This is a genomic window from Microbispora sp. H11081 (assembly GCF_012999535.1).
Classification (GTDB): Bacteria; Actinomycetota; Actinomycetes; order Streptosporangiales; family Streptosporangiaceae; genus Microbispora.
In genome coordinates, this window is record NZ_JABBWV010000004.1 from 358732 (window position 1) to 382067 (window position 23336).

The 23336-nt window shown below is 71.8% G+C and carries 18 protein-coding genes; 7 read left to right on the forward strand and 11 right to left on the reverse strand.

The window, feature by feature from the left end; genetic code table 11:
- Nucleotides 1-71 precede the first annotated feature (71 nt).
- The gene (locus HHX31_RS14000) at nucleotides 72-2057 is read left to right on the forward strand and encodes a glycosyltransferase family 2 protein (RefSeq protein ID WP_169948677.1); all 1986 of its coding nucleotides are present in this window, start codon (nucleotides 72-74) and stop codon (nucleotides 2055-2057) included.
- Nucleotides 2058-2329: 272 nt separating this feature from the next.
- Here the strand turns inward: HHX31_RS14000 and HHX31_RS14005 are convergent, their stop codons facing one another.
- The 5 genes from HHX31_RS14005 to HHX31_RS14025 form a co-directional block, all read right to left on the reverse strand.
- Nucleotides 2330-3724: an aspartate ammonia-lyase gene (locus HHX31_RS14005; protein WP_169948678.1), complete on the reverse strand. Its 1395-nt coding sequence runs from the start codon at nucleotides 3722-3724 to the stop codon at nucleotides 2330-2332.
- 88 nt (nucleotides 3725-3812) lie between these two features.
- Entirely contained in the window at nucleotides 3813-5081 is a 1269-nt protein-coding gene (locus tag HHX31_RS14010; RefSeq protein ID WP_169948679.1) for a serine/threonine-protein kinase, read from the reverse strand.
- Between the two features lie 42 nt (nucleotides 5082-5123).
- On the reverse strand, nucleotides 5124-6449 hold the full coding sequence (locus HHX31_RS14015) for a serine/threonine-protein kinase (protein ID WP_169948680.1): 1326 nt from the start codon (nucleotides 6447-6449) through the stop codon (nucleotides 5124-5126).
- A gap of 99 nt (nucleotides 6450-6548) precedes the next feature.
- Nucleotides 6549-8201: a fumarate hydratase gene (locus tag HHX31_RS14020; protein WP_169948681.1), complete on the reverse strand. Its 1653-nt coding sequence runs from the start codon at nucleotides 8199-8201 to the stop codon at nucleotides 6549-6551.
- Between the two features lie 304 nt (nucleotides 8202-8505).
- Complete coding sequence (locus HHX31_RS14025; protein WP_169948682.1) at nucleotides 8506-9414, reverse strand: DMT family transporter; 909 nt, start codon at nucleotides 9412-9414, stop codon at nucleotides 8506-8508.
- A gap of 67 nt (nucleotides 9415-9481) precedes the next feature.
- Between HHX31_RS14025 and HHX31_RS14030 the strand changes: the two genes are divergently transcribed.
- Both HHX31_RS14030 and HHX31_RS14035 read left to right on the forward strand, forming a co-directional pair.
- Nucleotides 9482-10873 carry a PLP-dependent aminotransferase family protein gene (locus tag HHX31_RS14030; protein WP_169948683.1) on the forward strand — a complete coding sequence of 464 codons (1392 nt, stop codon included), beginning with the start codon at nucleotides 9482-9484 and terminating at the stop codon, nucleotides 10871-10873.
- Between the two features lie 65 nt (nucleotides 10874-10938).
- Nucleotides 10939-11811: a sulfurtransferase gene (locus HHX31_RS14035; protein ID WP_169948684.1), complete on the forward strand. Its 873-nt coding sequence runs from the start codon at nucleotides 10939-10941 to the stop codon at nucleotides 11809-11811.
- 7 nt (nucleotides 11812-11818) lie between these two features.
- Here the strand turns inward: HHX31_RS14035 and HHX31_RS14040 are convergent, their stop codons facing one another.
- Nucleotides 11819-13063, reverse strand: a complete 1245-nt coding sequence (locus HHX31_RS14040; RefSeq protein WP_249345954.1) for an MFS transporter — start codon at nucleotides 13061-13063, stop codon at nucleotides 11819-11821.
- Nucleotides 13064-13152: 89 nt separating this feature from the next.
- Nucleotides 13153-15519 carry a LuxR C-terminal-related transcriptional regulator gene (locus HHX31_RS14045; protein ID WP_211589662.1) on the reverse strand — a complete coding sequence of 789 codons (2367 nt, stop codon included), beginning with the start codon at nucleotides 15517-15519 and terminating at the stop codon, nucleotides 13153-13155.
- A gap of 121 nt (nucleotides 15520-15640) precedes the next feature.
- On the opposite strand from HHX31_RS14045, the gene HHX31_RS14050 reads away from it, so the two are divergent.
- Entirely contained in the window at nucleotides 15641-16288 is a 648-nt protein-coding gene (locus HHX31_RS14050) for a DUF1707 domain-containing protein (RefSeq protein WP_169948685.1), read from the forward strand.
- Nucleotides 16289-16295: 7 nt separating this feature from the next.
- Here HHX31_RS14050 and glpX read toward each other — a convergent pair whose 3' ends face one another.
- Nucleotides 16296-17324 (reverse strand): class II fructose-bisphosphatase, encoded by a 1029-nt coding sequence (gene glpX / locus HHX31_RS14055; protein WP_169948686.1) that lies wholly within the window; start codon nucleotides 17322-17324, stop codon nucleotides 16296-16298.
- Between the two features lie 146 nt (nucleotides 17325-17470).
- Here glpX and HHX31_RS14060 point away from each other — a divergent pair, with 146 nt between their 5' ends.
- Nucleotides 17471-18064, forward strand: coding sequence for a TetR/AcrR family transcriptional regulator (locus HHX31_RS14060; RefSeq protein ID WP_169948687.1), 594 nt, complete (start codon nucleotides 17471-17473; stop codon nucleotides 18062-18064).
- 46 nt (nucleotides 18065-18110) lie between these two features.
- A complete protein-coding gene (locus HHX31_RS14065; protein WP_169948688.1) occupies nucleotides 18111-18659 on the forward strand; it encodes a DUF4245 domain-containing protein in 549 nt (182 codons plus the stop codon).
- A 51-nt stretch (nucleotides 18660-18710) separates the two neighbouring features.
- On the opposite strand, the gene HHX31_RS14070 is transcribed toward HHX31_RS14065, so the two are convergent.
- Nucleotides 18711-18980 carry an exodeoxyribonuclease VII small subunit gene (locus HHX31_RS14070; RefSeq protein ID WP_169948689.1) on the reverse strand — a complete coding sequence of 90 codons (270 nt, stop codon included), beginning with the start codon at nucleotides 18978-18980 and terminating at the stop codon, nucleotides 18711-18713.
- A gap of 134 nt (nucleotides 18981-19114) precedes the next feature.
- Here HHX31_RS14070 and asnB point away from each other — a divergent pair, with 134 nt between their 5' ends.
- On the forward strand, nucleotides 19115-20956 hold the full coding sequence (gene asnB / locus HHX31_RS14075) for an asparagine synthase (glutamine-hydrolyzing) (RefSeq protein ID WP_169948690.1): 1842 nt from the start codon (nucleotides 19115-19117) through the stop codon (nucleotides 20954-20956).
- A 40-nt stretch (nucleotides 20957-20996) separates the two neighbouring features.
- Here the strand turns inward: asnB and xseA are convergent, their stop codons facing one another.
- Nucleotides 20997-22202 (reverse strand): exodeoxyribonuclease VII large subunit, encoded by a 1206-nt coding sequence (gene xseA, locus HHX31_RS14080; RefSeq protein ID WP_169948691.1) that lies wholly within the window; start codon nucleotides 22200-22202, stop codon nucleotides 20997-20999.
- Between the two features lie 115 nt (nucleotides 22203-22317).
- Entirely contained in the window at nucleotides 22318-23316 is a 999-nt protein-coding gene (locus tag HHX31_RS14085; protein ID WP_169948692.1) for a hypothetical protein, read from the reverse strand.
- Nucleotides 23317-23336 lie beyond the last annotated feature (20 nt).

Sequence of the window (23336 nt, forward strand, 5' to 3'; positions counted from 1 at the left end):
CTGGTCAGGGTTGTTCGACCTTTCGGCAAGCCCGCGCGTCCGGCGGGGGGTCGCACTGCACCCTTGGGCTCATGGGTGTGAAGGTCAGCGTGGTTATGCCCGTGTCCAACCCCGGGCTGTCGAACGACGCCTTCGGCGCGAGTGTGCGCTCGGTGCTGGAGCAGTCGCTGCCGCCGGAAGAATACGAGGTCATCTTCGCGGACGACGGGTCGACGGACGGGACCCGCAGACGGCTCGACGCGATCGCCGAGCAGCGCGGCAACGTGCGGGTCCTGCACCTCGACCACAGCGGCTCGCCCGCGCGTGGCCGTAACGTCGGCCTGTCGGTGGCGCGAGGCGAGTACGTCTACCTGCTCGGCCAGTACGACAGGCTGGAGCCGCGGGCCCTGGAGCTGATGTACGACAGGGCGGTGGAGACCGACGCCGACGTGCTGATCGGCAGGCTCGCGAGCCAGGGGCCGCCTGCGGCCGCCTTCGCCCGCGACCGGGACCGCGCCGACGTCCTGCGCGACCATCTCCTCGCGCTGCCGACGGCGCACAAACTGTTCAGCCGCGACTTCCTGGAGACCTGCCAGCTCCGCTTCGCCGACCGGCCGCTGTCCGAGCAGGCCTTCGTGACCAGGGCGTACCTCGCCGCGAAGGTGATCGCCGTGCTGGCGGACGAGATCTGCTGCCACCTGGCCCCCGTCTCCCCGGGGACGGCGGAGGAGGAGGGGCCGGACGCCGAGGGGCTCTTCGACGGCCTCAACGCCGTCTTCGACGTGGTGGACGCCTACACCGAGCCCGGCCCGCAGCGAGAGCGCATCCAGGCCCACTGGTATCGGACGCTCGGGCTGCGCCGGCTGGCGGGCCCGCGATTCCTCGCCGCAGGCACCGACGAGCGGACGGTCCTGTTCTCCTTCCTGCGCCGCTTCACCCTCGACCGCTTCCCCTCCGCGCTCGACGTCCACCTGCCCGCGCACCTGCGCGCCCGTACGGCGCTGCTGCGTCAGGACCGGCTCGACGCGCTGGTCGCCCTCGCCGAGGCGTCCCGGGGCACCAGGCTCAGCGCCGAGTTGCGGGAGCTGCGGTGGGACCAGGGCGTGCTGCTGCTCGACCTGAGCGTGGAGATCCTGCGGGCCGGAGGCGCCCCGGTGTGGCTGCGGCAGCGGGACGACCGGCTGCTGTGGGCCCCGCCCCCCGCGGTCGAGGGGCTGCTCGACGGCCTGCTCGACGACGAGGGCGCCGACATGACCGACGCCGTGCGCAGGGCCCGCATCGAGGTCTGCGTACGCCACGCGGAGACCGGGGTGGTCCACACCCTGCCGGTCACCTGCTCGGTGGGGAGGGCGGGCCTGGGCGACCGGGCGCGCGGCGGCCAGGTGCGCGTGTGGGTGAGCGGCCAGGCCCGGCTCGACGCCGGAGCGGCGGCCCTCGGACGGCCGCTGCCGGCCGGGCTGTGGGAGGTGCACGTGCGCATGCGGGGCGTCCAGGCGGGCCGCACCCGGGTGGCGCGACCCGCCCTGCCGATGAGCTGCGCCGGCTCGCTCGCCGGGGAACCCAGGCGCCTCGTGGTGCCCTGCTGGTCGGAGCGCGGCGACCTTGGCGTGTGCGTGGAGCCGAAGTCGTTCCCCGAGTCGATCGCGCTCGTCTCGTCGCGGGCCACCGTGGCCCAGCAGGAGGGGCACGTCTTCGTCGTCGTGCCCGTGCCGTACGTGCCGCCGAGCGGCGGGCCGCCGGCCGAGCTGGTGCTGCGGGAGAAGGACGGACGCGGGCGCAGCATGGTCGTGCCCGCGCTGGTCGAGCCGGGGATACCCGGCAGGGTGGCGGGGCAGCTCGTCGCGCGGGTGCCGGTGAGCCGGATCGGCGGGGACGACTGCCTCGGCCCGGGGTCGTGGCGGCCCGCGCTCCGGGTCGACCAGAAGGACGTGGACCTGCTGTTCGGGCTGGCGGTGCGTCGTGGCGGGCAGGTGTCCGTCCTGCCCGCGGGGGCTGCGCCGCAGGCCCCGTCGCTGCTGCGCCGCATCGCCGTCCGCCTCCGCGATACCGTCACCCCCCGCCCCACCCCACCGTCGTGATCTTGTAGTTTGTCGCAGAGACCCGCGTTCACCTGCGGTGATCCCTTTGGTGATCTTGCAGAAATTTCGTGGAAAGCGCGTTGACCTGCGCGTACGGGGTTCGTGATCTTGCAGTCCCGTACGGCTGTCGCCCACTGCAAGATCACGAAACGCGAAAGTGCTGGTCAGGCGGGAAGTGGCCCCGTGTGCTGCAAGATCACGAAGGGTGGATCGCCTGTTCAGGCGGGGTGCGTGCGACAAACTACAAGATCACGGTGGTGTGTGTGGGGGGGTTAGTGGGTGGGGTGGGTCATGGACAGTACGTCCAGGGCTTGGTCTAGCTGCTCCTCGGTCAGGGTGCCGTTCGCCACGTGGCCGCGCTCGATGACGACCTCCCGGATCGTCTTGCGCTCCTTCAGCGCCTGTTTGGCGATCTTGGCCGCCTCCTCGTAGCCCACGTACCGGTTGAGCGGGGTGACGATCGAGGGTGACGACTCGGCGTACTCCCGCAGGCGGTCCACGTTGGCGGTGATCCCGGAGACGCACCGGTCGGCGAGCAGCCGCGACACGCCGGCCAGCAGCCGGATCGACTCCAGCACATTGCGGGCCATCACCGGTAGCATCACGTTGAGCTCGAACGACCCCGAGGCCCCGCCCATCGTCACCGCGGCGTCGTTGCCCACGACCTGCGCGGCCACCATCGTGACGGCTTCGGGGATGACGGGGTTGACCTTGCCCGGCATGATCGACGAACCGGGCTGCAGGTCGGGCAGGTTGATCTCGCCAAGCCCGGCGCGAGGGCCAGACCCCATCCACCGCAGGTCATTGGCGATCTTGTTGAGCGAGACGGCGATCACCTTGAGCATGCCCGACAGCTCGACCAGCCCGTCGCGCGCGCCCTGCGCCTCGAAGTGGTCCCGGGCCTCGGTGAACGGCAGCCCGGTCGTACGGCTCAGCTCGGCGATCACGGCCTGCGCCCAGCCGGGGCCGGGCACGTTCACCCCGGTGCCCACGGCGGTGCCGCCCAGCGGCAGCTCGGCCAGGCGCGGCAGCGCGGCCTGGATCCGTTCGATGCCCAGCTCGATCTGGGTGGAGTAACCGCCGAACTCCTGGCCGAGCGTGACCGGCGTGGCGTCCATGAGGTGGGTGCGGCCCGACTTCACCACGTCGGCGAACTCGGTGGCCTTCTCCTCCAGCGCGGTGGCCAGGTGCTCCAGCGCGGGCGTGAGCTCGTGCACCACGGCGTACGTCGCCGCGACGTGGATCGAGGACGGGAAGACGTCGTTGGACGACTGGGCGGCGTTGACGTGGTCGTTGGGATGGACGGGCCGCCCGAGCCGCTCCTGCGCGAGCGTGGCGACGACCTCGTTCATGTTCATGTTGGACGAGGTGCCCGACCCGGTCTGGAACACGTCCACGGGGAACTGGTCGTCCCACCTGCCCTCGGCGACCTCGCCCGCGGCCTCCTGGATCGCCTGCGCCAGGTCCTTGTCGAGTACGCCGTACTCCGCGTTGACCTTCGCGCAGGCGGCCTTGATCCGGGCGAGCGCGGCGATGTGGGCGGGCTCCAGCCCCCGGCCGGACACCGGGAAGTTCTCCACCGCCCGCTGGGTCTGGGCCCGCCACTTGGCACGGGCGGGCACCCGGACCTCGCCCATGGAGTCGTGCTCGATGCGGAATTCGTCCATGTCGCAGTCCTTCGGTCTGTCCCTGATCGCAGGGTTCCTGCCCCGGATGCCCGCCGTCTGAACGGCCGGCCCTCCTCAGCAGGGTGAATCAGCTGGCGAAGAAGAACACGCCCAGGAGGATCAGCACGAGGACGGCGACGAGCACGACCCCCATCGTCACGAGCACCCGGACCTGCGTCCGCGAGTCCGGGCCCTCGGGGCCGCGCATGGTGAAGAGGTCCGTGCCCAGGCTGGGCGGAGGCCCGGGGACGCCCTCCCCGGGCGGTACGGGGGGCCGCGGGAGCCGTCCGGGGACCGTGGTGCTGCTCCTGTCTGCGGCTTCCACGCCGTTGCCGGAGTCGTCCCGTACGGCTGCCACAGGCGGCGGGACGCGTGGCTCGGCCTTGGGACGGGCGACGACCATCGTGCGGTTGGCGTCGTCCTCGCCGGCGTCGGCCGTGCCGTGCTGCGCGGAAACAGGCGAGACAGGCACGACGGGAGAGACCGGTGAGACCGGCGCGGCGGGTGCCGGAGGCATCACGGGTACGGTGCCTGTGGGGGTGTCGGCGATCACCCGCAGCATCGCGGCGGCGCGCTCGGGCGTGAGGCGCGCGGTGTGGTCCTTCTCCAGCAGCCCTTCGAGGACCTGCCGCAGCGGCCCCGCCTGCGTCGGCGGGTCGGCGCTCTCCGTCATCAGCGCGGCCAGCGTCTCGCGCACGGTCGCCCGTTCGTACGCCGGCCGCCCCTCGACGGCGAAGTACAGCGTCGCGCCGAGCGACCACAGGTCGGACTCGACGCCGGTGTACTCGCCCCGGGCCCGCTCGGGGGCGGTGTAGCCCGGAGAGCCGATCACCATGCCGGTCTGGGTGAGCGCGTTGTCACCCATGGCCTTGGCGATGCCGAAGTCGGTGAGCACCACCCTGCCCGTCTCGGTGAGCAGCACGTTCGCCGGCTTGACGTCGCGGTGCAGAATGTTCTGCGCGTGGGCCGCGCGCAGCGCGCCGAGCAGGTCGTAGCCGATCTCCGCCACCAGGCGCGGCGGCAACGGCCCCTCCTCGTCGACGACCTGTTCCAGCGAGCGTCCTTCGACGAGTTCCATGATGATCCACGGGATGCCGTCGGACACGATCACGTCGTGGATGGTGGCGACGGACGGGTGGCTGACGCGCGCCGCCATGCGGCCCTCGCGCATCATGCGTTCGCGCAGTTCCTGCCGTTGCCGAGGGTTGAGCGAGGGGTCCTGTCGGATCTCCTTGACCGCGATCTCCCGGCCCAGCGACCGGTCGTACGCACGCCAGACGACGCCCATCGTTCCCCGGCCGATCCGGGTGCGCAGCTCGTAGCGGTCGGCGAGCAGCGGCGCATGCTGTTCCGGCATACCTAGAAAGATAGCGATTCCGGCTTGAAAATCACTTTCCGGTCACTTGTTGAAGATTCTGGGCCAATACCGGCGCGGGAGCAGAATTCTGATCACCTTCGCCACATGCCGCAGCATGGGAATGCGCACGACCTGGTGGAGAGTGGGCTCGGACGGCTTGCGGTGCAGTCCCTCGCTCGGCCGCCGGCGCGGGGCCGGTACGGCAGGAGCCTCCCGGTGCTGACCGGACCGCCCGTACTGCGACTGCGGGCCGCTGAACGCGCCACTCTGGAAGCCCGTGGGGGCGCCGCTGTGCGAGACGCTGTGCCGTAGCGGCCCATACTGTCCGCGCGTGCCGTACACGTCGTACGGGCCCTGCTGCCGGTGGGGCCCGGAGTCGCGGTCGCGTGGGGTCACCTTGGGCGAGGGCCGCGACTCGGCCCTGTGCTGCCCCCGGTGGCTGCGCTGCGGCGGCTTGCGGGTCTCCGGGGCCGCGGGCTGCGGGGCGATCGGCGGCGGCGTGGACCGGCCGGCGCGGAGCGGGGAGGCGAAGGGGTCCTCCGCCACGCCTCCCGCGGCGACCCTGGACAGCGCGTGGGCCGCGCGGATGCCGTCGAGCCTGACGGCGGGGTCGATCTGGAGCAGGCCGCGCAGGATCGGGGCGAGCGGGCCCGCCTTCTCCATGGGGATGGGAGCGCCGCTGGTCAGCGCCGCGAGCGCGGCCGCCGCCGTGCGGCGCCCGTGCAGGCCGCGGCCCTCGACGGCGGTGTAGAGGGTCGCGCCCAGCGACCACAGGTCGGCCGCCGGGCTCGCCTTGTCGCCGAGGACGCGCTCGGGGGCGATGTACCCGGCCGAGCCGAGGACGATCCCGGCCTGGGTGATGGAGGCGTCGCCCTCCAGGGCGGCCAGCCCGAAGTCGGTCAGCACCGCCCGGTCGTCGTCGGTCACCAGCACGTTGCTGGGCTTCACGTCCCGGTGCAGGATGCCCTTGGCGTGGACGGCGCGCAGCGCGCCGAGCACCTGCCGGCCGAGGTCGGCCACCCGGCGCGGCTGCAGCGGCCCCTCCTGGCGGATGAGCTCCTCCAGCGACCGCGCCCTGAGCAACTCCATCACGATCCAGGGACGGTCGTCCTCGGTGATGACGTCGAAGACCGTGATGACCGAGGGGTGGGCGACCATGGCGGTCGCCCGGCCCTCGCGTTCGGTGCGCGCGCACAGCTCCGCCCGCAGATCCTCGTCGAGGACCAGGGGAAGGCGGACCTCCTTGACAGCCACCTCGCGGTCGAGCAGCTCGTCACGCGCGCGCCACACAGTGCCCATCCCGCCGCGCCCGACCGGCTCGATCAGCCGATAGCGCGCGGCTAGCAGGTATCCGGACGGCGCACGCATGAGTGGCAGCTTACCGATTTGTGTAGTGCGACCTGTAGAGACCATGCCGGGAAATTGTTGAGATCTTCTGTCAAAGATCTTGACAACATCCCTGCAGGATCAGCGTCGTCCGATGGTAAGGACAGGGCCGGTCGTGTCCGTGAAAAAGTCGTTTCCCTTGTCGTCGACGACGATGAACGCGGGGAAGTCCACGACTTCGATCTTCCAGACCGCCTCCATGCCCAGCTCCGGATATTCCAGGACCTCGACCTTCTTGATGCAGTCCTGGGCCAGCCGGGCGGCCGGGCCGCCGATGGAGCCGAGGTAGAAGCCGCCGTACTTCTGGCAGGCGTCCGTCACCTGCTTGGACCTGTTGCCCTTGGCCAGCATCACCATCGAGCCGCCCGCGGCCTGGAAGCGCTCGACGTACGAGTCCATCCGCCCGGCCGTGGTGGGGCCGAAGGAGCCGGACGCGTAGCCTTCGGGGGTCTTGGCCGGTCCGGCGTAGTAGACGGCGTGGTCCTTCATGTACTGCGGCATGTCCTCGCCGGCGTCGAGCCGTTCGGCGATCTTGGCGTGGGCGATGTCGCGGGCCACGACGAGAGGGCCGGTGAGCGACAGCCGGGTCTTCACCGGATACCTGCTCAGCTCGGCGAGGATCTCCTGCATCGGGCGGTTGAGGTCGACGCTCACGACGTCGCCGCCGAGGTGCTCGTCGGTGGTGTCGGGCAGGAAACGGGCGGGGTCGGTCTCCAGCCGTTCGAGGAAGACCCCCTCCGGCGTGATCTTCGCGAGCGCCTGGCGGTCCGCGCTGCAGCTCACCGCGATGGCGACCGGGCAGGACGCGCCGTGCCTGGGCAGGCGGATCACGCGCACGTCGTGGCAGAAGTACTTGCCGCCGAACTGCGCGCCGATGCCCAGCTTCTGGGTCAGCTCGAAGACCTTCTTCTCCATCTCCAGGTCACGGAAGCCGTGCCCGCTGGGCGAGCCCTCGGTGGGAATGGAGTCGAGGTAGCGCGCGGAGGCGTACTTCGCGGTCTTCAGCGCGTACTCCGCGCTGGTGCCGCCCACGACGATCGCCAGATGGTACGGCGGGCAGGCGGCGGTGCCGAGCGAGCGGATCTTCTCCTCCAGGAAGGCGAGCATGCGCTTCTCGTTGAGCACCGCCTTGGTCTCCTGGTAGAGGAACGACTTGTTGGCCGAGCCGCCGCCCTTGGCCATGAACAGGAGCTTGTACTCGTCCGGGTGGCCGTTGGGGTCTTCGGCGTACAGCTCGATCTGGGCCGGCAGGTTGGAGCCGGTGTTCTTCTCGTCCCACATGGTCAGCGGGGCCATCTGCGAGTAGCGCAGGTTGAGCCGGGTGTAGGCGTCGTACACGCCGCGGCTGAGGTGCTCGGCGTCCTGCCCGTCGGTCAGCACGTGCCGGCCGCGCTTGCCCATGACGATGGCGGTGCCGGTGTCCTGGCACATCGGCAGCACGCCGCCGGCGGAGATGCTCGCGTTCTTGAGCAGGTCGAGGGCGACGAACCGGTCGTTGCCGCTCGACTCGGGGTCGTCGACGATCTTGCGGAGCTGCGCCAGGTGGGATGCCCGCAGGTAGTGCGAGATGTCGTGGATCGCGGTCTCGGTGAGCAGCCGCAGGGCTTCTGGCGCGACCTCAAGGAACCTGCGGCCGGCCGCCTCGGTGACCCGCACCCCCTCGGTGGTGATCAGACGGTATTCCGTCTCGTCCGGTCCAAGCGGGAGCAGGTCGGTGTACTCGAACTCCGGCATCGTCCTCGGTTCCTCGTGGTCTGCCTGATGGTCGGGCGCCGCCCGCCGTGCGGACCGCCCATGGTCTTCGCACAGCGTACGGTGCGGAGCCCGCGGTCAACATGTCCGGGCTATGAGTAGGTTTTGAATAACTTCATACCGACTATTCGGCCACAAAGAGGGATGATTGAGACATAAGGCACAGAGAGGAGAGGGGCCATGGACGGCGGACTGTTTGTCATGGTCGTATTCGCGCTCGGCATTCTCGTGGCCCTGGCGGTGTCGCTGCTCACGATCGTGCTGCGGCAGGTCCGGGAGGGCGACATCACCTGGTTGACTCCTCGGACGGCACGAGTGACGTCGCGCGAGGCGCAGGACGAGGCGAGGGTGACCGGAGACCGAGGACGATCCCGGTGATCACGAGGGCCGCTCCGGCCAGGTCGGCCGCGGAGGGGACGGCGATGCCCAGGAGGGCGGCGGTGGATATCGCGCCCACCGGGATCATCCCGGCGAACAGCCCGGCCCGGTCCGCGCCCAGCCGGGGCAGCGAGCGGTACCAGAGGAAGAACGCCACCGTCGTCACTACGACGGCCAGATAGGCCAGGCCGGCCGCCTCGGCGGCGGTGGGGGCGCGCAGCAAGTGGCGGCCGTCCAGGGCGAGGCCGATGACCAGCAGGAACGGCGCCGCGAGCGCGGCCGACCAGGCCGACACCCTGAGGGGCCCGATCAGCGGCAGCAGCGGCAGGGCCAGCAGCGAGAAACAGAGTTCGCAGGCGAGCGCGCCCAGGGACCACAGCAGCCCGGCCAGGTTTCCGCTGCCCGCGCCCGCGGCGAGGGTCGCGCCGGCGGCCACGACCAGGCCCGCCGCCACGACGCGCGGTGAGGGGCGGCGGCCCGACGCGACCGGCCCGACGAGGGCTAGCGCGAGCGGCACGGCGCCGAGGACGATCCCCGGCAGCGCGGGCCCTGCCGCCCGGGTCGCCTCGATCACGCAGATGTTGAACAGCACGAGCCCGGTCAGCGACAGCGCGCCGAGCAGGCCCCAGTGGCGTGGCCGCAGCCGGACCCGGCCGAGGCCGCTCGCCCGGGCGACGGCGAGCAGGACCACGGCGGCGAGGGCGTAGCGGACCGCCTGGCCGCCGTAGACGGGATAGCCGGCGATGACGTCGGAGACCGCCGCGAGCGTCCCCACGAGGAACATCGCCGCGGCGGCGCCCGCGACATGAGTGTTCATGTCAGGCGATGCTAGGGAGGGCTTGGTCCCTTCAGCCGGTCCAATCGGAGCGGGTTATGGTGGGCCAATGGCCGATCTCCACCTCGTGGTCGACAGAGCGGCGGGCGGGCTCGCCGCGCAGATCGCCCGCGAGGTGCGGGAGGCCGTCCGGTCCGGCCGGCTCGCCCCGGGCGACAGGCTGCCCGCCAGCCGCGACCTCGCCCGCGATCTCGGCCTGTCGCGCGGCGTCGTGGTCGAGGCGTACGAGCAACTGGTGGCCGAGGGCGTCCTCAGATCCAGGACCGGCGCGGGCACCCGGGTCGCGGCCGGGGCGGGACGGCACGCCGCCGAGCCGGACCCGGAGAATCGGGACGGCCGGTCCCGCTACGGGTATCGGCCCACCTCGCCCGACCTCGGCGCCTTCCCCCGGCAGGCCTGGCTCGCCGCGGTCCGCCACGTCCTGGCCACGCTGCCGAACGACGCGCTCGATTACGGCGACCCCGGCGGGGTGCCCGCCCTGCGCCGCGAGCTCGCCGCGTACCTCGGCCGGGTGCGCGCGGCGGACGCGCACGCGGACCAGATCGTGATCGTGACCGGGGTGGCCCAGGGGCTCAGTCTCGCCGTCCAGGCGCTCGCGCGGGAGCTGGGCCGCCGGGTCGTCCTGGCCGTCGAGGACCCGACGACCACGCGCCAGCTCCCGCTGCTGCGGCGGGCCGGAGCGGACATCGTGCCCGTGCCCGTCGACGGGGAGGGGATCGTCGTCGGGGCGCTGCCCGGCGACGCCGACGCCGTGCTCGTCACCCCGGCCCACCAGTACCCGACCGGCGTCGTCCTGTCCCCGGCCCGCCGCGCGGCGCTGGTCGACTGGGCGGGCCGCGCGGGCGCGCTGGTGATCGAGGACGACTACGACGCCGAGTTCCGCTTCGACCGCGACCCCGTCGGCTGCCTGCAGGGCCTCGCGCCTGACCGGGTCATGCTCGCGGGCAGCGTCAGCAAGGCGCTCGCTCCCGGACTGCGGCTCGGCTGGGTCGCGGCGCCCCCGGGTGTCGCCCGTGCCGTACGGCTCGCGCGTGGCGAGCTCGATCTCGGCTCGCCGGTCATCGACCAGTACGCGCTCGCCCACCTGATCGGCTCCGGCGCGTACGACCGGCACCTGCGCCGCATGCGCAGGGAGTACCGGCGGCGCAGGGACGCCCTGGTCCGCGCCCTGGCCGAGCACCTGCCGCGGGTCACCGTGCACGGCATCTCGGCGGGACTGCACCTGTACGCCGAGCCGGGCGGCGACCCGTCAGGACTGGTGGCCGCAGCTCATGCCGCGGGCCTGTCCGCCGAGGTCGTGACGCCGGCCCTCGCCCCCGGCGGGCGGCCGGCGGGCCTCGTGATCGGCTTCGCCCGGCTGCCCGCCCACCGCGTGACCGAGGCCGTACGTGCACTCGCCGCCGCCGGGGGCGCCGTCAGTGGTGATCACGAACCGTCGTGATCCGGCGGACGCCGTGCGGCGGGTAAGTCCGCCGGACCGGGGCATTTCATGTATAACGTGCTGGTATGGCATTGAATTCGCTCCCGCCCTTGATCGGCGCGTCGGAACTGCACGCGCTCCTCGGCACCCCCGGCCTCCGCGTCGTCGACGCCTCCACCATCCTCACCCTGGACACGACGCTGGAAAGGTACGTGGCCACGCCGGACAGGGACACGTATCTGCGCGAGCACATCCCGGGGGCGGTCTTCGCCGATGTCGTGCACGACCTGTCCGATCCCGACGCGGCCTGGGACTTCACCCTTCCTTCACCGGAGCGGTTCGCGGTGCGGGCAGGCGCGCTCGGCATCGGCGACGCCACCCACGTGGTCGTGTACGACGGCACCGGCGGCGCCTGGGCGACGCGCGTCTGGTGGCTGCTGCGCGTCTTCGGGCTGGACACCGTGTCGGTGCTCGACGGCGGACTGGGCGCATGGAAGGCGGAAGGGCTGCCCGTGGAGGCCGGGCCCGTCGATCCGCCCCACGAGGTCTTCACTCCACGGCCGCGGCCGGACCTCGTCGCCCGGCTGGACGAGGTCGAGAAGCTCTCGGCCGGCGGCGGCTGCCTCGTCAACGCGCTGGACGAGGAGACCTTCCGCGGGGAGCAGCCCGTGAACCCCTATCCCCGCAGGGGCAGGATCCCCGGCAGCGCGAACCTGCCCTTCTTCGGCCTCCTCGACCCGGCCACCGGCAGGTTCCGCCCCCGTGACGAGCTCGCCCGGCTCCTCGAACCGGCCGGCCTTCTCGGCCCCGGCCGGGCCGTGACCTACTGCGGCGGCGGCATCGCCGCCACGCTCCCCGCCTTCGCCGCGCACCTTGCGGGGAACTCGGAGGTCGCCGTGTACGACGGCTCGCTGACCGAGTGGACCTCCGATCCCGCCAGGCCCGTCGAGCTGGGATAGCCCGCCGCTAGGAGGTCAGGGGAGCCGTCGTGGGGGACGGGCGGGCCGTACGGGGCTGGAAGCCCCGCGCGAGCAGGATGATCGCGGCGGCGAGCGCGAGCGGCGCGGCGAAGGCGACGCGGAAGCCCGCGGCGTCCCCCACGCCTCCGACGAGCGCGGCCCCCACGATGAAGCCCACGTAGTTGAACATGTTGACGCGGGCGATCGCCGCGCCCGTGCCCGCCGGGTCGAGGCGGCCGGCCGCGGAGAACGACTGAGGGGCGACGACGGACAGGCCGATCCCGGTGAGGGCGAAGCCCGCGATCGCCAGCGGCACCGACGGCGCGGCCACGATCGCGAGGAAGCCCAGCGCCGCGACGGCGCCCCCGGCTCGCACGATCGCCACGGGGCCCCACCTGCGCACCGCGAAGTCGCCGCCGACGCGGATCAGGAACGTGGTGGCCTGGTAGGCCCCCAGGGCCAGCGGGATCACGGTCGCGGAGGCGTCCAGGACCTTGTCCATGAAGACGGTGCCGAAGTTGGAGATCGACGCGTCGCCCACGTAGAGGAACGCCATCGCGAGACAGAGGGGGATGATCGAGCGCCACGGCACCCCGGCGGAGCCGGTGGCGCCCGCGTCCTCCGTACGGCCGCCCGTGGGGGCGCGGTGTTCCTCCTGCGGCCGGTAGAGCCACAGGGAGGACGTGACGGCGACCACGGCGGCAGGTACGAGGGCGATCGCGAACGTGACGGGCAGGGCGAGGCCGAGCGTGGCCGCCGCCGAGGCCCACAGCGCCCCGATGACCGCCGCGAGGCTCGACAGCGCGTGGAACCCGGTGAGCACGGCCCGGCCGTACTCGCGTTCGACGGCGACGCCCTGCATGTTCATGCCGGCGTCCGCGCCGCCGAGTCCGATGCCGAACAGGACGGTGGCCGCCACCAGCATGGGGACGTTCGTCGCGAGGCCCGCGAGCACGACGGCGGCGCAGGCGAGCGGCTGCGTCAGGCGCAGGACCAGCCGGCTGCCCCACCGCGACGCCGCGGCGCCGGCGAGCACGCTTCCCGCCCCCGCGATGACCGGGACGACCAGGAGCAGGATGGTCAGCTCGCCGTCGGTCAGCCCGTGCTTCCTCTGTAGCGCCGCCACCTGGGTGAGCAGTGTGGCGAAGGCGAGGCCCTGGACGAAGAACACCGCGAAGGTGGCGAGCCGCGCCTGCCGGTCGCGGGGAGCGGGCACGGAGTCCCGCGCCGGCATCGTGCCCTCTACTGGCATCGGGCGCCTCCGCGAACATGAGGGGGGTTCAAGTTTTGTCAGCGTAGGAGTCGCCACCCGCCCGGTCAATGGGTGCGGCGGTGCGGCGGTCAGGGCTCGCCGCCCGCTTCCCGTGCCGCGACCCAGGCGGCGATCTGCGTACGGGAGGCGAAGCCGAGCTTGTCCAGGATGTGCTCGACGTGGCCCTCCACCGTGCGCTGTGAGATGACCAGGGCGGAGGCGATCTCCTTGTTGCTGCGTCCCCTGGCGATCAGATCGGCGATCTCCCGCTCCCGCCGGGTGAGCGGGGAAGGCCCGGCAGGGGAGGCCACCGCCGCGGGCCGGATGGGTGCGGCCGCGGCGGCGGCCGCCTCCGGGCGCGCGGTCCCGGCCTCGAGCCGGTCGCCTAGCGCCTCCTCGATCGCCTCGTCCACCGTCATCCGGCGGCCCCGGCTCAGCTCCCGGCCGAGCGCCTTGTCACCCAGCCTGTCCCGGAGCACGGCCACGCAGCTCTCGTGGAACTCGGTGAGCCGCCTGACCCTGGCGGGGGCCAGGTGCAATCTGCGCCCGATCTCCTCGGCGGCTCCCAGGAGGCGTGCGGCGTCCGCGTGACGGCCCTTCCTGGTGAGCAGCCACGCGAGCGTCTGCAGGTTCGTCTCGGCGTTGAGCAGGTCGCCGAAGTCGCGGCCCAGAGCCAGCCCTTCGCGCGCCAGCGCGGTGGCGCGCTCGTCGTCACCGCACTGCCACAGATGGATCGCGAAGACCGTCTGAGCCCAGGCGAGGCCGACCGTCTCCCCGCGGCTGCGGCTCAGCTCGATGCTCCGCTCGAACAGCTTCGTCGCGCGCTCGCTGTCGCCGAGCTGGCCCACCGTCGCCGCCAGCGTGTTCAGGGCGGTGATTATCGCGCTCTCGCCACCCTTGACCTCCAGCTCGGCGAGCGCCCGGCCCAGGAGCTCGGCGCATTCCGGGTAGTCGCCCTCGAAGTGGGCCACCAGCCCGGCGATCAGGCGGGCGCGCGTGAGGACGTCCCTGTCGCCCAGCTCCTCGCCCAGCGCCCGGCCCTCGTCGAGCAGGGACCGGCTCGCCGCGACGTCCCCCTGCATGAGCGCCAGGAAGGAGTCGAAGAGCAGAGCACGGGCACGCAGCGTCGTGTGCTCCGGCGCCGCCGCCAGCGCGCGGTCGAGCCAGTGGCGCCCCTCGCTGTACAAGGCGTTGCCCGTCCAGTAGGGATCGGTGAGCAGGGCCGCCATGCGCAGCCCGGTCTCCGCCTCGCACGGCTCCTGCAGGCAGAACTCCATCGCGGCGCGCAGGTTCGCCTGCTCCAGGTCGAGCCGCCTCGACCAGGAGAGCTGGTCTGGTCCGAACCACTCGTCGGCCGCCCGCCGCACCAGCAGGAGATAACGGTCCCTGTGCCGCCGCTGGAACGACCGGCGCTCCCCGGCCCCGCGCAGACGCTTGCGGCCGAACTCGCGCAGGGTGTCGAGCATGCGGTAGCGGACCGAGCCCCCGTGCTCCTCACGCAGCAGCAGCGACTTGTCCAGCAGCGCGTCGAGCAGGTCGAGCACGTCGTCGCGCTCGATGCCGTCGCCCGCGCACACCGCCTCGGCGGCGTCCAGGTCGAAGTGCGAGGGGAAGATCGACAATCGGGCCCACAGCGTCCGCTCCGCGGCGGGCAGCAACTGGAAGCTCCAGTCGACCAGCGCGTGCAGGGTCTGCTGACGCGGCACCGCCGTACTGCTGCCGCCCGTGAGCAGGCGATAGCGGTCGCGCAGGCGCTCGACCAGCGCTTTCACCGACAGGGCCCGCAGTCGTACGGCTGCCAGCTCGATGGCCAGGGGGATGCCGTCGAGCTGACGGCACAGCTCGGCGACGGCCGCCTGGTTGTCCTCGGTGACCGTGAAACCGGGCAGGACCGCGGCCGCCCGCTCCGTCAGCAGGTTGACCCCGTCGTACAACTCCAGCGACCTGCGGTCGAGCGGCCGGTCCGGCTCGGGTACGGACAGCGGCGAGATCCTCATGCGGTGCTCGCCGGTGATGCCCAGCGACTGCCGGCTCGTCGCGAGGACGCGTAGTTCGGGAGCCGCCCGCAGGAGCCGGTCGACGAGCACGGCGCAGGCGTCCCGCAGATGCTCACAGTTGTCCAGCACCAGCAGGGTCCGCTGGGAGGACAGCGTCCGCTCCAGCGCGTCCACCGGGGAGCACCCCGTCTCGTGCCGGACGCCCATGGTCGTGGCCACCGTATCCGCCACGAGCCCGGGGTCTCCGACGGTGCTCAGATCCACCAGCCAGACGCTGTCGAACGCGCGGCGCTGCTCGGCGGCCGCCCGCAGGGCCAGCCGGGTCTTGCCGACGCCGCCCACGCCCGTGAGCGTCACCAGGCGGGACACCGAGAGTAGCCGCCTGATCTCGGCCAGCTCACGCCTGCGGCCGACGAAACTCGTCACGTCGGCCGGAAGGTTGCCGACCTGCCGTGTCACCGCCCCCGCGACCACCTCCTCACGCTAAGCGGCCCGAACTCCCGGGTCAACGACGCCACTCGGCGACGCCCGGCCGCGTCGCGTGGTGACCGTCGCGCGGGGACCGCTTACTCTCGAAGATGTGAGTAGCAGTGAGTCCTCAGCCGTGAAGTGGATCTCCGCCTTTCTCTCGCCGCGCACCCCCGACACCCCTGACCCCTCCCTGCTGCGGGCGTCCGACGCCGACCGGGAGCGGATCGTCGCGGTGCTCACGGACGCCGTCAGCGACGGCCGCCTCACCCCGCCGGAGCACGAGGAAAGGGTCGAGCGCGTGTGGGCCGCGCGGACCCTCGCCGACCTGGCCGAGCTGACCGTCGACCTGCTGCCGCCGGAGAGCCAGCCGTTCCGCATGGACAGCCGTCCTGTCACCGCCTTTTTCCGTACGGAGACCCGCGGCGGCCGCTGGGTCGTGCCCTCCCAGGTGCCGGTGACGTCCCTCGGCGGCACGGTGTCGATGGACCTGTGCGAGGCGCTGCTCCAGTCGCGGCACATGGTCGTCCAACTGGCCGTCATGGCCGGCACGGTCAACCTGACGGTCCCCGAGGGCGTGCGGATCGTGACCGCCCCGGACGCCCGCGTCCGGTCGTTCAGGAACGAGGTGCGGCTCCCGCCGGGCGCGACCGACTTCGCGCCGGACGCGCCCGTGATCGAACTCGCCGGGTTCGTCTTCGGCGGCAAGGTCGTCGCCCGCTCGCCGAAGCGCCCCCGCCGCCGCCTGTTCGGCCGCTAGACCGCCGCTAGACCGCCGTGTCGAAGTTGATGGCGCTGTAGGCGCCGAGCTTCCAGAGCTGGTGCTCGCTCTCGATCTTGCGGATCGTGCCCGACCGTCCCCGCATGACGAGGGAGTGCGTCACCGCCGCGCCGCCCTGGAACCGCACGCCGTGCCCCAGTTCGCCGTCCGTGATGCCCGTGGCGGCGAAGAACACGTCGTCGGAGCGTACGAGATCGTCGGTGGTGAGCACCTGGCCGAGGTCCAGCCCGGCGTCGAGGGCCCTGCGGCGCTCGTCCTCGTCGCGGGGCCACAGCTTGCCCTGGATCACGCCGCCCATGCACTTGAGCGCGCACGCGGCGACGATGCCCTCGGGCGTGCCGCCGATGCCGAGCATCAGGTCGACGCCGGTGCCGCTGCGCGCCGCCATGATCGCGCCGGCCACGTCGCCGTCGGTGATGAAACGGATCCGCGCGCCGGTCTCGCGGATCTCCTTGACGATCCGCTCGTGCCGCGGGCGGTCCAGGATCACCACGGTGACGTCGGACGGCTTGGCGCCCTTGGCCCGCGCCACGGCGCGGATGTTGTCGGCCACCGGGGCGTCGATGTCCACGTGCTCGGCCGCCTGCGGGCCAGTGACCAGCTTCTCCATGTAGAAGACCGCGGACGGGTCGTACATCGAGCCGCGCTCGCTGACCGCGATCACGGAGATCGCGTTGTTCATGCCGAGCGCGCACAACCGGGTGCCGTCGATCGGGTCCACGGCCACGTCGCACTCGGGGCCGGTTCCGTCGCCGACCTCCTCCCCGTTGAACAGCATCGGGGCGTTGTCCTTCTCGCCCTCGCCGATCACCACGACTCCCTTCATGGAGACCGTGTTGATCAGCTGGCGCATGGCGTTGACGGCGGCGCCGTCCGCGCCGTTCTTGTCTCCTCGTCCCACCCAGCGCGCGGCCGCCATCGCCGCCGCTTCGGTCACCCTGACCAGTTCCAGAGCCAGATTGCGGTCGGGTGCGCGTTCCCCCGTCGCCAGAGCGGCCGGTACGTGATCAGTCATGGAACCCCTTCAGGTAGGTGCCGTTCCAGCGATCGTAGTTCGGAAAAGGCGTTCTTGTCCGATTGGTCTGGACCTGTTAGGCCAGCTAGGAGGCCATTTGCGGGCACGGACCCCCGGAACGGACGGCTCGGGGATATCGTCGCCGCATGAGCAGCGACACCGAACGACCAGTGACGATGCGCACATCGGAGCGGGGCGCGGCGACCAGGGGAGCCCTTCTGGAGGCTGCGAAGGAGACGTTCGTCACCAGCGGTTTCGCCGAGGCCGGCGTGACCGATGTCGTGGCCAGGGCCGGGGCCAGCGTCGGCAGCCTGTACCACCACTTCTCCGGCAAGGCCGACCTCTACCTGACGCTGTTCGAGGAGTTTCAGAAGCGGCAGGCCCAGCGCACCCGGCAGGCCGTGCAGGAGGCCAGGGCGGCAGGGGAGACCGACCCGATGCCCCAGTTCCTCGCCGCCGCGCGGGCCTATCTGGAGGGTTGTCTCGCCGAGCGCGACCTCGCCGCGCTCTTCCTGCGCGGCGACGGCCCGCCCGGGTTCGAGGTCATCATGCGCGACCGGCTCAGGCAGTGGGCCAGGCGCACCGCGGCGCTGTTCGAGCACGAGGACGCGCTGGTCGTCGTCGTCACCGGCGCGCTGGCGGCCGTCGTGCAGGAGGTGACGCTGTCCGACGACCCGGAGGTCGCCCGCAGGATGGCCGAGGACGCTCTTCGCATCATCGGCCAAATTCGGCATCCGTGACGGCCGGTACGGGCACCGCCCGGTCGACCGGCTAGTCTCGCATCACGTGGGACGATTCACCCAGGGACTGTACGGCTACGCGTTCGCGCTCTTCGTGTGCCTCGCATGCGTCGGTCTGTTCCTGCTCATCACGCCGCAAAGCCGCACCGAGCACATTCCGCGGGTGGACTTCTCGATCGACCAGGTCAACGCGGCGCGCACCGCGCCGTACGAGGTCGTCGCGCCGGGCCGGGTCCCGGACAACTGGGTGCCCAACAGCTCCTCGCTGACCGAAAAGGGCGGCGTGGTGACGTGGCGGCTGGGGTTCGCCACCGCCAAGCGGCAGCACGCCATGCTCGCCCAGAGTGACGAGAGGCCGTCCGCGGACTTCGTCAACCGCATGGCCAACACCGACAAGCCCGGCGGGAGCCGGCAGATCGACGGCGTGACCTGGGAAGAGCGGTTCCGTCAGGACAAGAACCAGCGGACGCTGGTCCGGGTCTTCCCCGATCACGCGGTGGTCGTCACCGGGACGGCCGACTGGGACGAACTGACCACGCTCGTCCGCACTCTCGCCCCTCAGGCCAAGCCCTCTCCGGCGCCTTCCGCGAGCTGAGGCTCCTCCTTCGCCCGCGACGCGTTCACCCGGGCGCCGGCGGGGCACTCCTCAGAACGGAGCCTCCGCGGAGCCGTTCGGCTGGGGCTCCTGGCGCTGGGCCATCGCGGCGGCCAGCTTCGCCCGCGCGCCCTGCAGCCACTCCTCGCAGATGGCGGCCAGCCGCTCTCCCCGCTCCCAGAGCTCGATCGACTGCTCCAGCGTGAGCCCGCCGGTCTCCAGCCGGCGGACCACCTCGGTCAGCTCCTCGCGGGCCTGTTCGTACGACGGGGTCTGCTTGTCCGACGGGTGCTTGTCCGACGGGTGCTTGTCCTCAGCCACGTCCCCACCTTAGAGGCAGGGACCGACACTCCGGGGCCCCCTTAGGGTTGTCCGTTTTGGGCATGAAAGTGGTGGATGGTCCGTTATTTAGATGAGCTAACCAACTTGGGGGCGATGATCGGGGGGTCATCTCTATGTGTGGAATCAGTGGCTGGGTGGACTACGGCCGTGACCTTCGTCTCGAACGGGAGACCGTGCAGGCCATGACGGACACGATGGCGTGCCGGGGGCCCGACGCCGAGGGGTCGTGGTTCGCTCCGCACGTCGCGTTCGGCCACCGGCGGCTGGCCATCATCGACATCGAGGGCGGGCGTCAGCCCATGACCGCCGGAGCCGGGGACGAGGTCGTGGCCGCGCTCACCTACAGCGGCGAGGTCTACAACTTCAGGGAACTGCGCGCCGAGCTCGAACAGCGCGGGCACCGGTTCAGGACGCAGAGCGACACCGAGGTCGTCCTGGAGGCGTACCTCGAATGGGGCGAGGACTTCGTCTCCCACTTCAACGGCATGTACGCCTTCGCCATCTGGGACGTCCGCCGCGAGGAACTGCTGCTCGTGCGCGACCGCATGGGGATCAAGCCCCTGTACTACTACCCCACCCCGAACGGGGTGCTGTTCGGCTCGGAGCCCAAGGCCATCCTGGCCAACCCGCTCGCCGAGCGGATGATCGACGCCGACGGACTCCGCGAGATCCTGGCCTTCGTCAAGACGCCCGAGTCCGCCGTGTTCCACGGCATGTACGAGGTGCGGCCCGGCCAGGTGGTGAAGGTGCGGCGCGAGGGACTGAGCAAGCGGCGCTACTGGCGGCTGGAGTCGCGCGAGCACACCGACGACCTGCGGACCACCGTCAGGACCGTGCGGGAACTGCTCGACGACATCATCGAACGGCAGCTCATCTCCGACGTGCCGCTCTGCACGCTGCTGTCCGGCGGCCTCGACTCCAGCGCGGTCACCGCGCTCGCGGCCCGCGCGCTGGCCGGCAAGGGCGGGGTGCGGTCGTTCTCCGTCGACTTCGCCGGCTACAGCGAGAACTTCCAGGCCGACGACATGCGCGACACTCCGGACACGCCGTACGTCAAAGACGTCGTACGGCACGTCGGCTCCCGCCACTCGGACATCGTGCTGGACTCGGCCGACCTCATGGATCCCGCCGTACGCGCCGCCGTCCTGCGGGCGAGGGACCTCCCGCTCGGCATCGGCGACATGGACACCTCGCTCTACCTGCTCTTCAAGGCGATCAGGGGGCACTCGACGGTGGCGCTCTCCGGAGAGTCGGCCGACGAGGTCTTCGGCGGCTACCGGTGGTTCCACGACCCCGCGGCCGTCAACTCGGGCACCTTCCCATGGCTCGCCAACCACACCCAGACGGGCCTGTCCGGCCGCGGCGAGTTCCTGAACGAGGAACTGCTGCGCAAGCTCGACCTTCCCGCCTACCGCGCGGACAGCTACCAGCGGGCGCTGGCCGAGGTGCCGCGGGTGCCGGGGGAGACCGGGCTGCAGAAGCGGATGCGGGAGATCAGCTACCTGCACCTGACCCGGTTCGTGCAGATCCTGCTCGACCGCAAGGACCGCATGAGCATGGCCGTGGGCCTGGAGGTCCGGGTGCCGTTCTGCGACCATCGCCTGGTCGAGTACGTCTTCAACGCCCCCTGGGAGATGAAGACCTTCGACGGGCACGAGAAGAGCCTGCTGCGCGCGGCGACGGCCGACGTGCTGCCCCGCTCCGTGCTGGAGCGCCGCAAGGTGCCGTACCCCTCGACCCAGGACCCGGCCTACGAACGCGCGCTGCGTGCCGAGGTGACCCGCGTGCTGGACGGGGACTCCGCCATCGGCTGCCTGGTCGACGCGGGCAAGGTGCGCGGGATGCTCGCCGAGCCCATGGGCGCGGTCAGCCTGCAGGGCGCCAGGACCTCGCTCGAGGGCATCCTGCAGATCAACGCCTGGCTCGACGCCTACGACGTCCGCCTGAAGATCTGACTCCGCTCACGAGTCCTGGGCGGTCACGAGTCCTGGGCGGTCACGAGTCTTGGGCAGTCACCGTCACGCGGTCGTCGGAGAAGCGGATCGTGAGCTCGTCGCCCGGCTTGACGTCCCCGGCCAGGCGGACGACCTCGCCGGAAGGGCGCTGGGCGATGGCGTAGCCGCGCTCCAGAGTGGCGGCGGGGGAAAGGGCCACGAGCCTGGCCGTCAGATGCTCAAGCGAGTCGGCCGAGCGGTCCAGGGACGAGGAAAGACAGCGCCTGGACCGCTCGCGCAGCGCGTCGACCTGTTCGGCCCGCCGGTCGAGCTCCCGCACCGGATCGGCGAGCGACGGCCGGGAACGGACGGAGTCGAGCCACGAGATCTCGCGGTCGACCCAGCCGCGCAGCACCCGCCGGCCCCGATCCCTGAGCTGGTGGATCAGCGTGAGCTGCTCGCCGACGTCGGGCACGACCTTCTTGGCCGCGTCCGTCGGAGTCGAGGCGCGCACGTCGGCGACGAGATCGAGCAGCGGGCTGTCCTGCTCGTGGCCGATCGCGCTCACGACGGGTGTGCGGCAGGCGGCGACGGCCCGCACCAGCGACTCGTCGGAGAACGGCAGCAGATCCTCCAGCGAGCCGCCTCCCCGCGCGATGACGATCACGTCGACCTCGCGGTCGGCGTCCAGCTTCCGCAGCGCCTCGGTCACCTCGCCCACCGCGTACGGCCCCTGGACGGCGACCTGCTCCACCTTGAAACGGACGGCGGGCCAGCGGCGGCGGGAGTTCTCCAGCACGTCGCGCTCGGCCGCGGAGTCCCGTCCGCAGATGAGGCCGACGGTGCCCGGCAGGAACGGCAGCCGTCTCTTCCTGTCGACGTTGAACAGGCCCTCGCCCGCCAGGACCTGGCGGAGCCGTTCGAGCCTGGCCAGTAACTCGCCGATGCCCACCGGCCGGATCTCCAGGGCCGTGAACGCGAACGAGCCCCTGTTGACCCAGAAGTCCGGCTTGACATGCATGACGACGCGCGCGCCGTCCACCGGGCGCGGCACACTCGCCTCGTAGACGCCCCGCGCGCAGGTGATCCGCGCCGAGACGTTGGCGACGGGGTCGCGCAGCGTCAGGAAGACGGTGCCGCCCCGGGCCGTCAGCTCGGTGATCTGCCCTTCGACCCAGACGGTGCCCAGCTTGCCGATCCACTGGGCGACCATCTGCAGCACCGACCTGATCGGCAGGGGCGCCTCAGGGGACGTCTTCCCGCTCACATGCCCTCCTCGCCTGACCCGGCCGCGTCATCCGCCGTACGCTCGCCGTTCGCACCTGCAGGCTAGCCGTACCCCCCGACAATCCACCGGCGACAGAGCGGGACGCGCCTCGGGATCAGGACTCGGACTGGAGCTTCGACAGCCGGTTCTGGAACATCCGGACCACCTCGGGACGGTTGAGGTGCGCCTGCTCGTAGTCCAGCAGCGCGTGCATCTGCTCGGCGGACCTGCCGCGCATCCGCGCCCGCAGCGACGCGACGGAGAGGTTCGCGTAGCCAGGCATCGGCTCGGCGGTCTCAGCGGTCCCAGCGGTCTTGGTGGTCTCGGCGGCGGCTTCCCCGGCGGGCTGTTCCGCCGTCACCTCGGCGGTCTTGGCGGCGGGGGCCTTGCGGCGGGTCCTGGTGGCCTTCGGCGCGGCGGCCGTGGCGTCGGGGGTCGTCCCGGCCGCTTCCGAGGTCTCAGGCGCGGCTTCGGGAGTCTCGGGCGCGGCTGCGGAGGTCGCCGCCGGGGCCTTGCGGCGGGCGCGCGGCTTCTTGGGCGCCTCGGCGGGGGCGGTCTCCGCCTCTCCTGCGGTCTCCGTGCCCGCTGTGGCTTCCGCGGCTTCGGTGGCCTTGGCGGTGGGCTTCGCGGCCTTCGCAGCAGGCTTCGCGGCAGGCTTGGCGGCGGGCTTGCGGGTGCGCGGCTTCACCGGGGCGGGGGTCTGGTCCGCGACCTCGGCGGCGGCCGGGGGCTCGACCGTCTCTGCCTTCTCGGCCGCCGGGGTGGCAGCCGTAGGGGTCTCGGCCGGGGACGGTTCGGCGGGTGTCTCGGCGGGAGACTCCGCAGGGGTCTCGGCAGGGGCCGCTGTGGTCACCGCGTCGGCCTTCTCGCCCTCCCCGGCGTTCTCGGCCTTCTCGGCCTTCTCGGCCTTCTCGGTCTTGCTCGGCCGGGGGGCGTAGATGACGGGCTTGCGGGGTTCTGTCCGTTCCCCGGCGGTCTCCGCAGTCTCGGGGGCCTTGGTGGTCTCGGTGGTCTCGGTGGTCCCGGTGGTCGTGGTCTCGGTGCGCTCGCCGTCCGGCGTCTCACCACCGGCGAAGCGGTGCCTGATGGTGGACTTGATCTTGTCGCCGGCCACGAGTGCCTGTCCGACCCCGT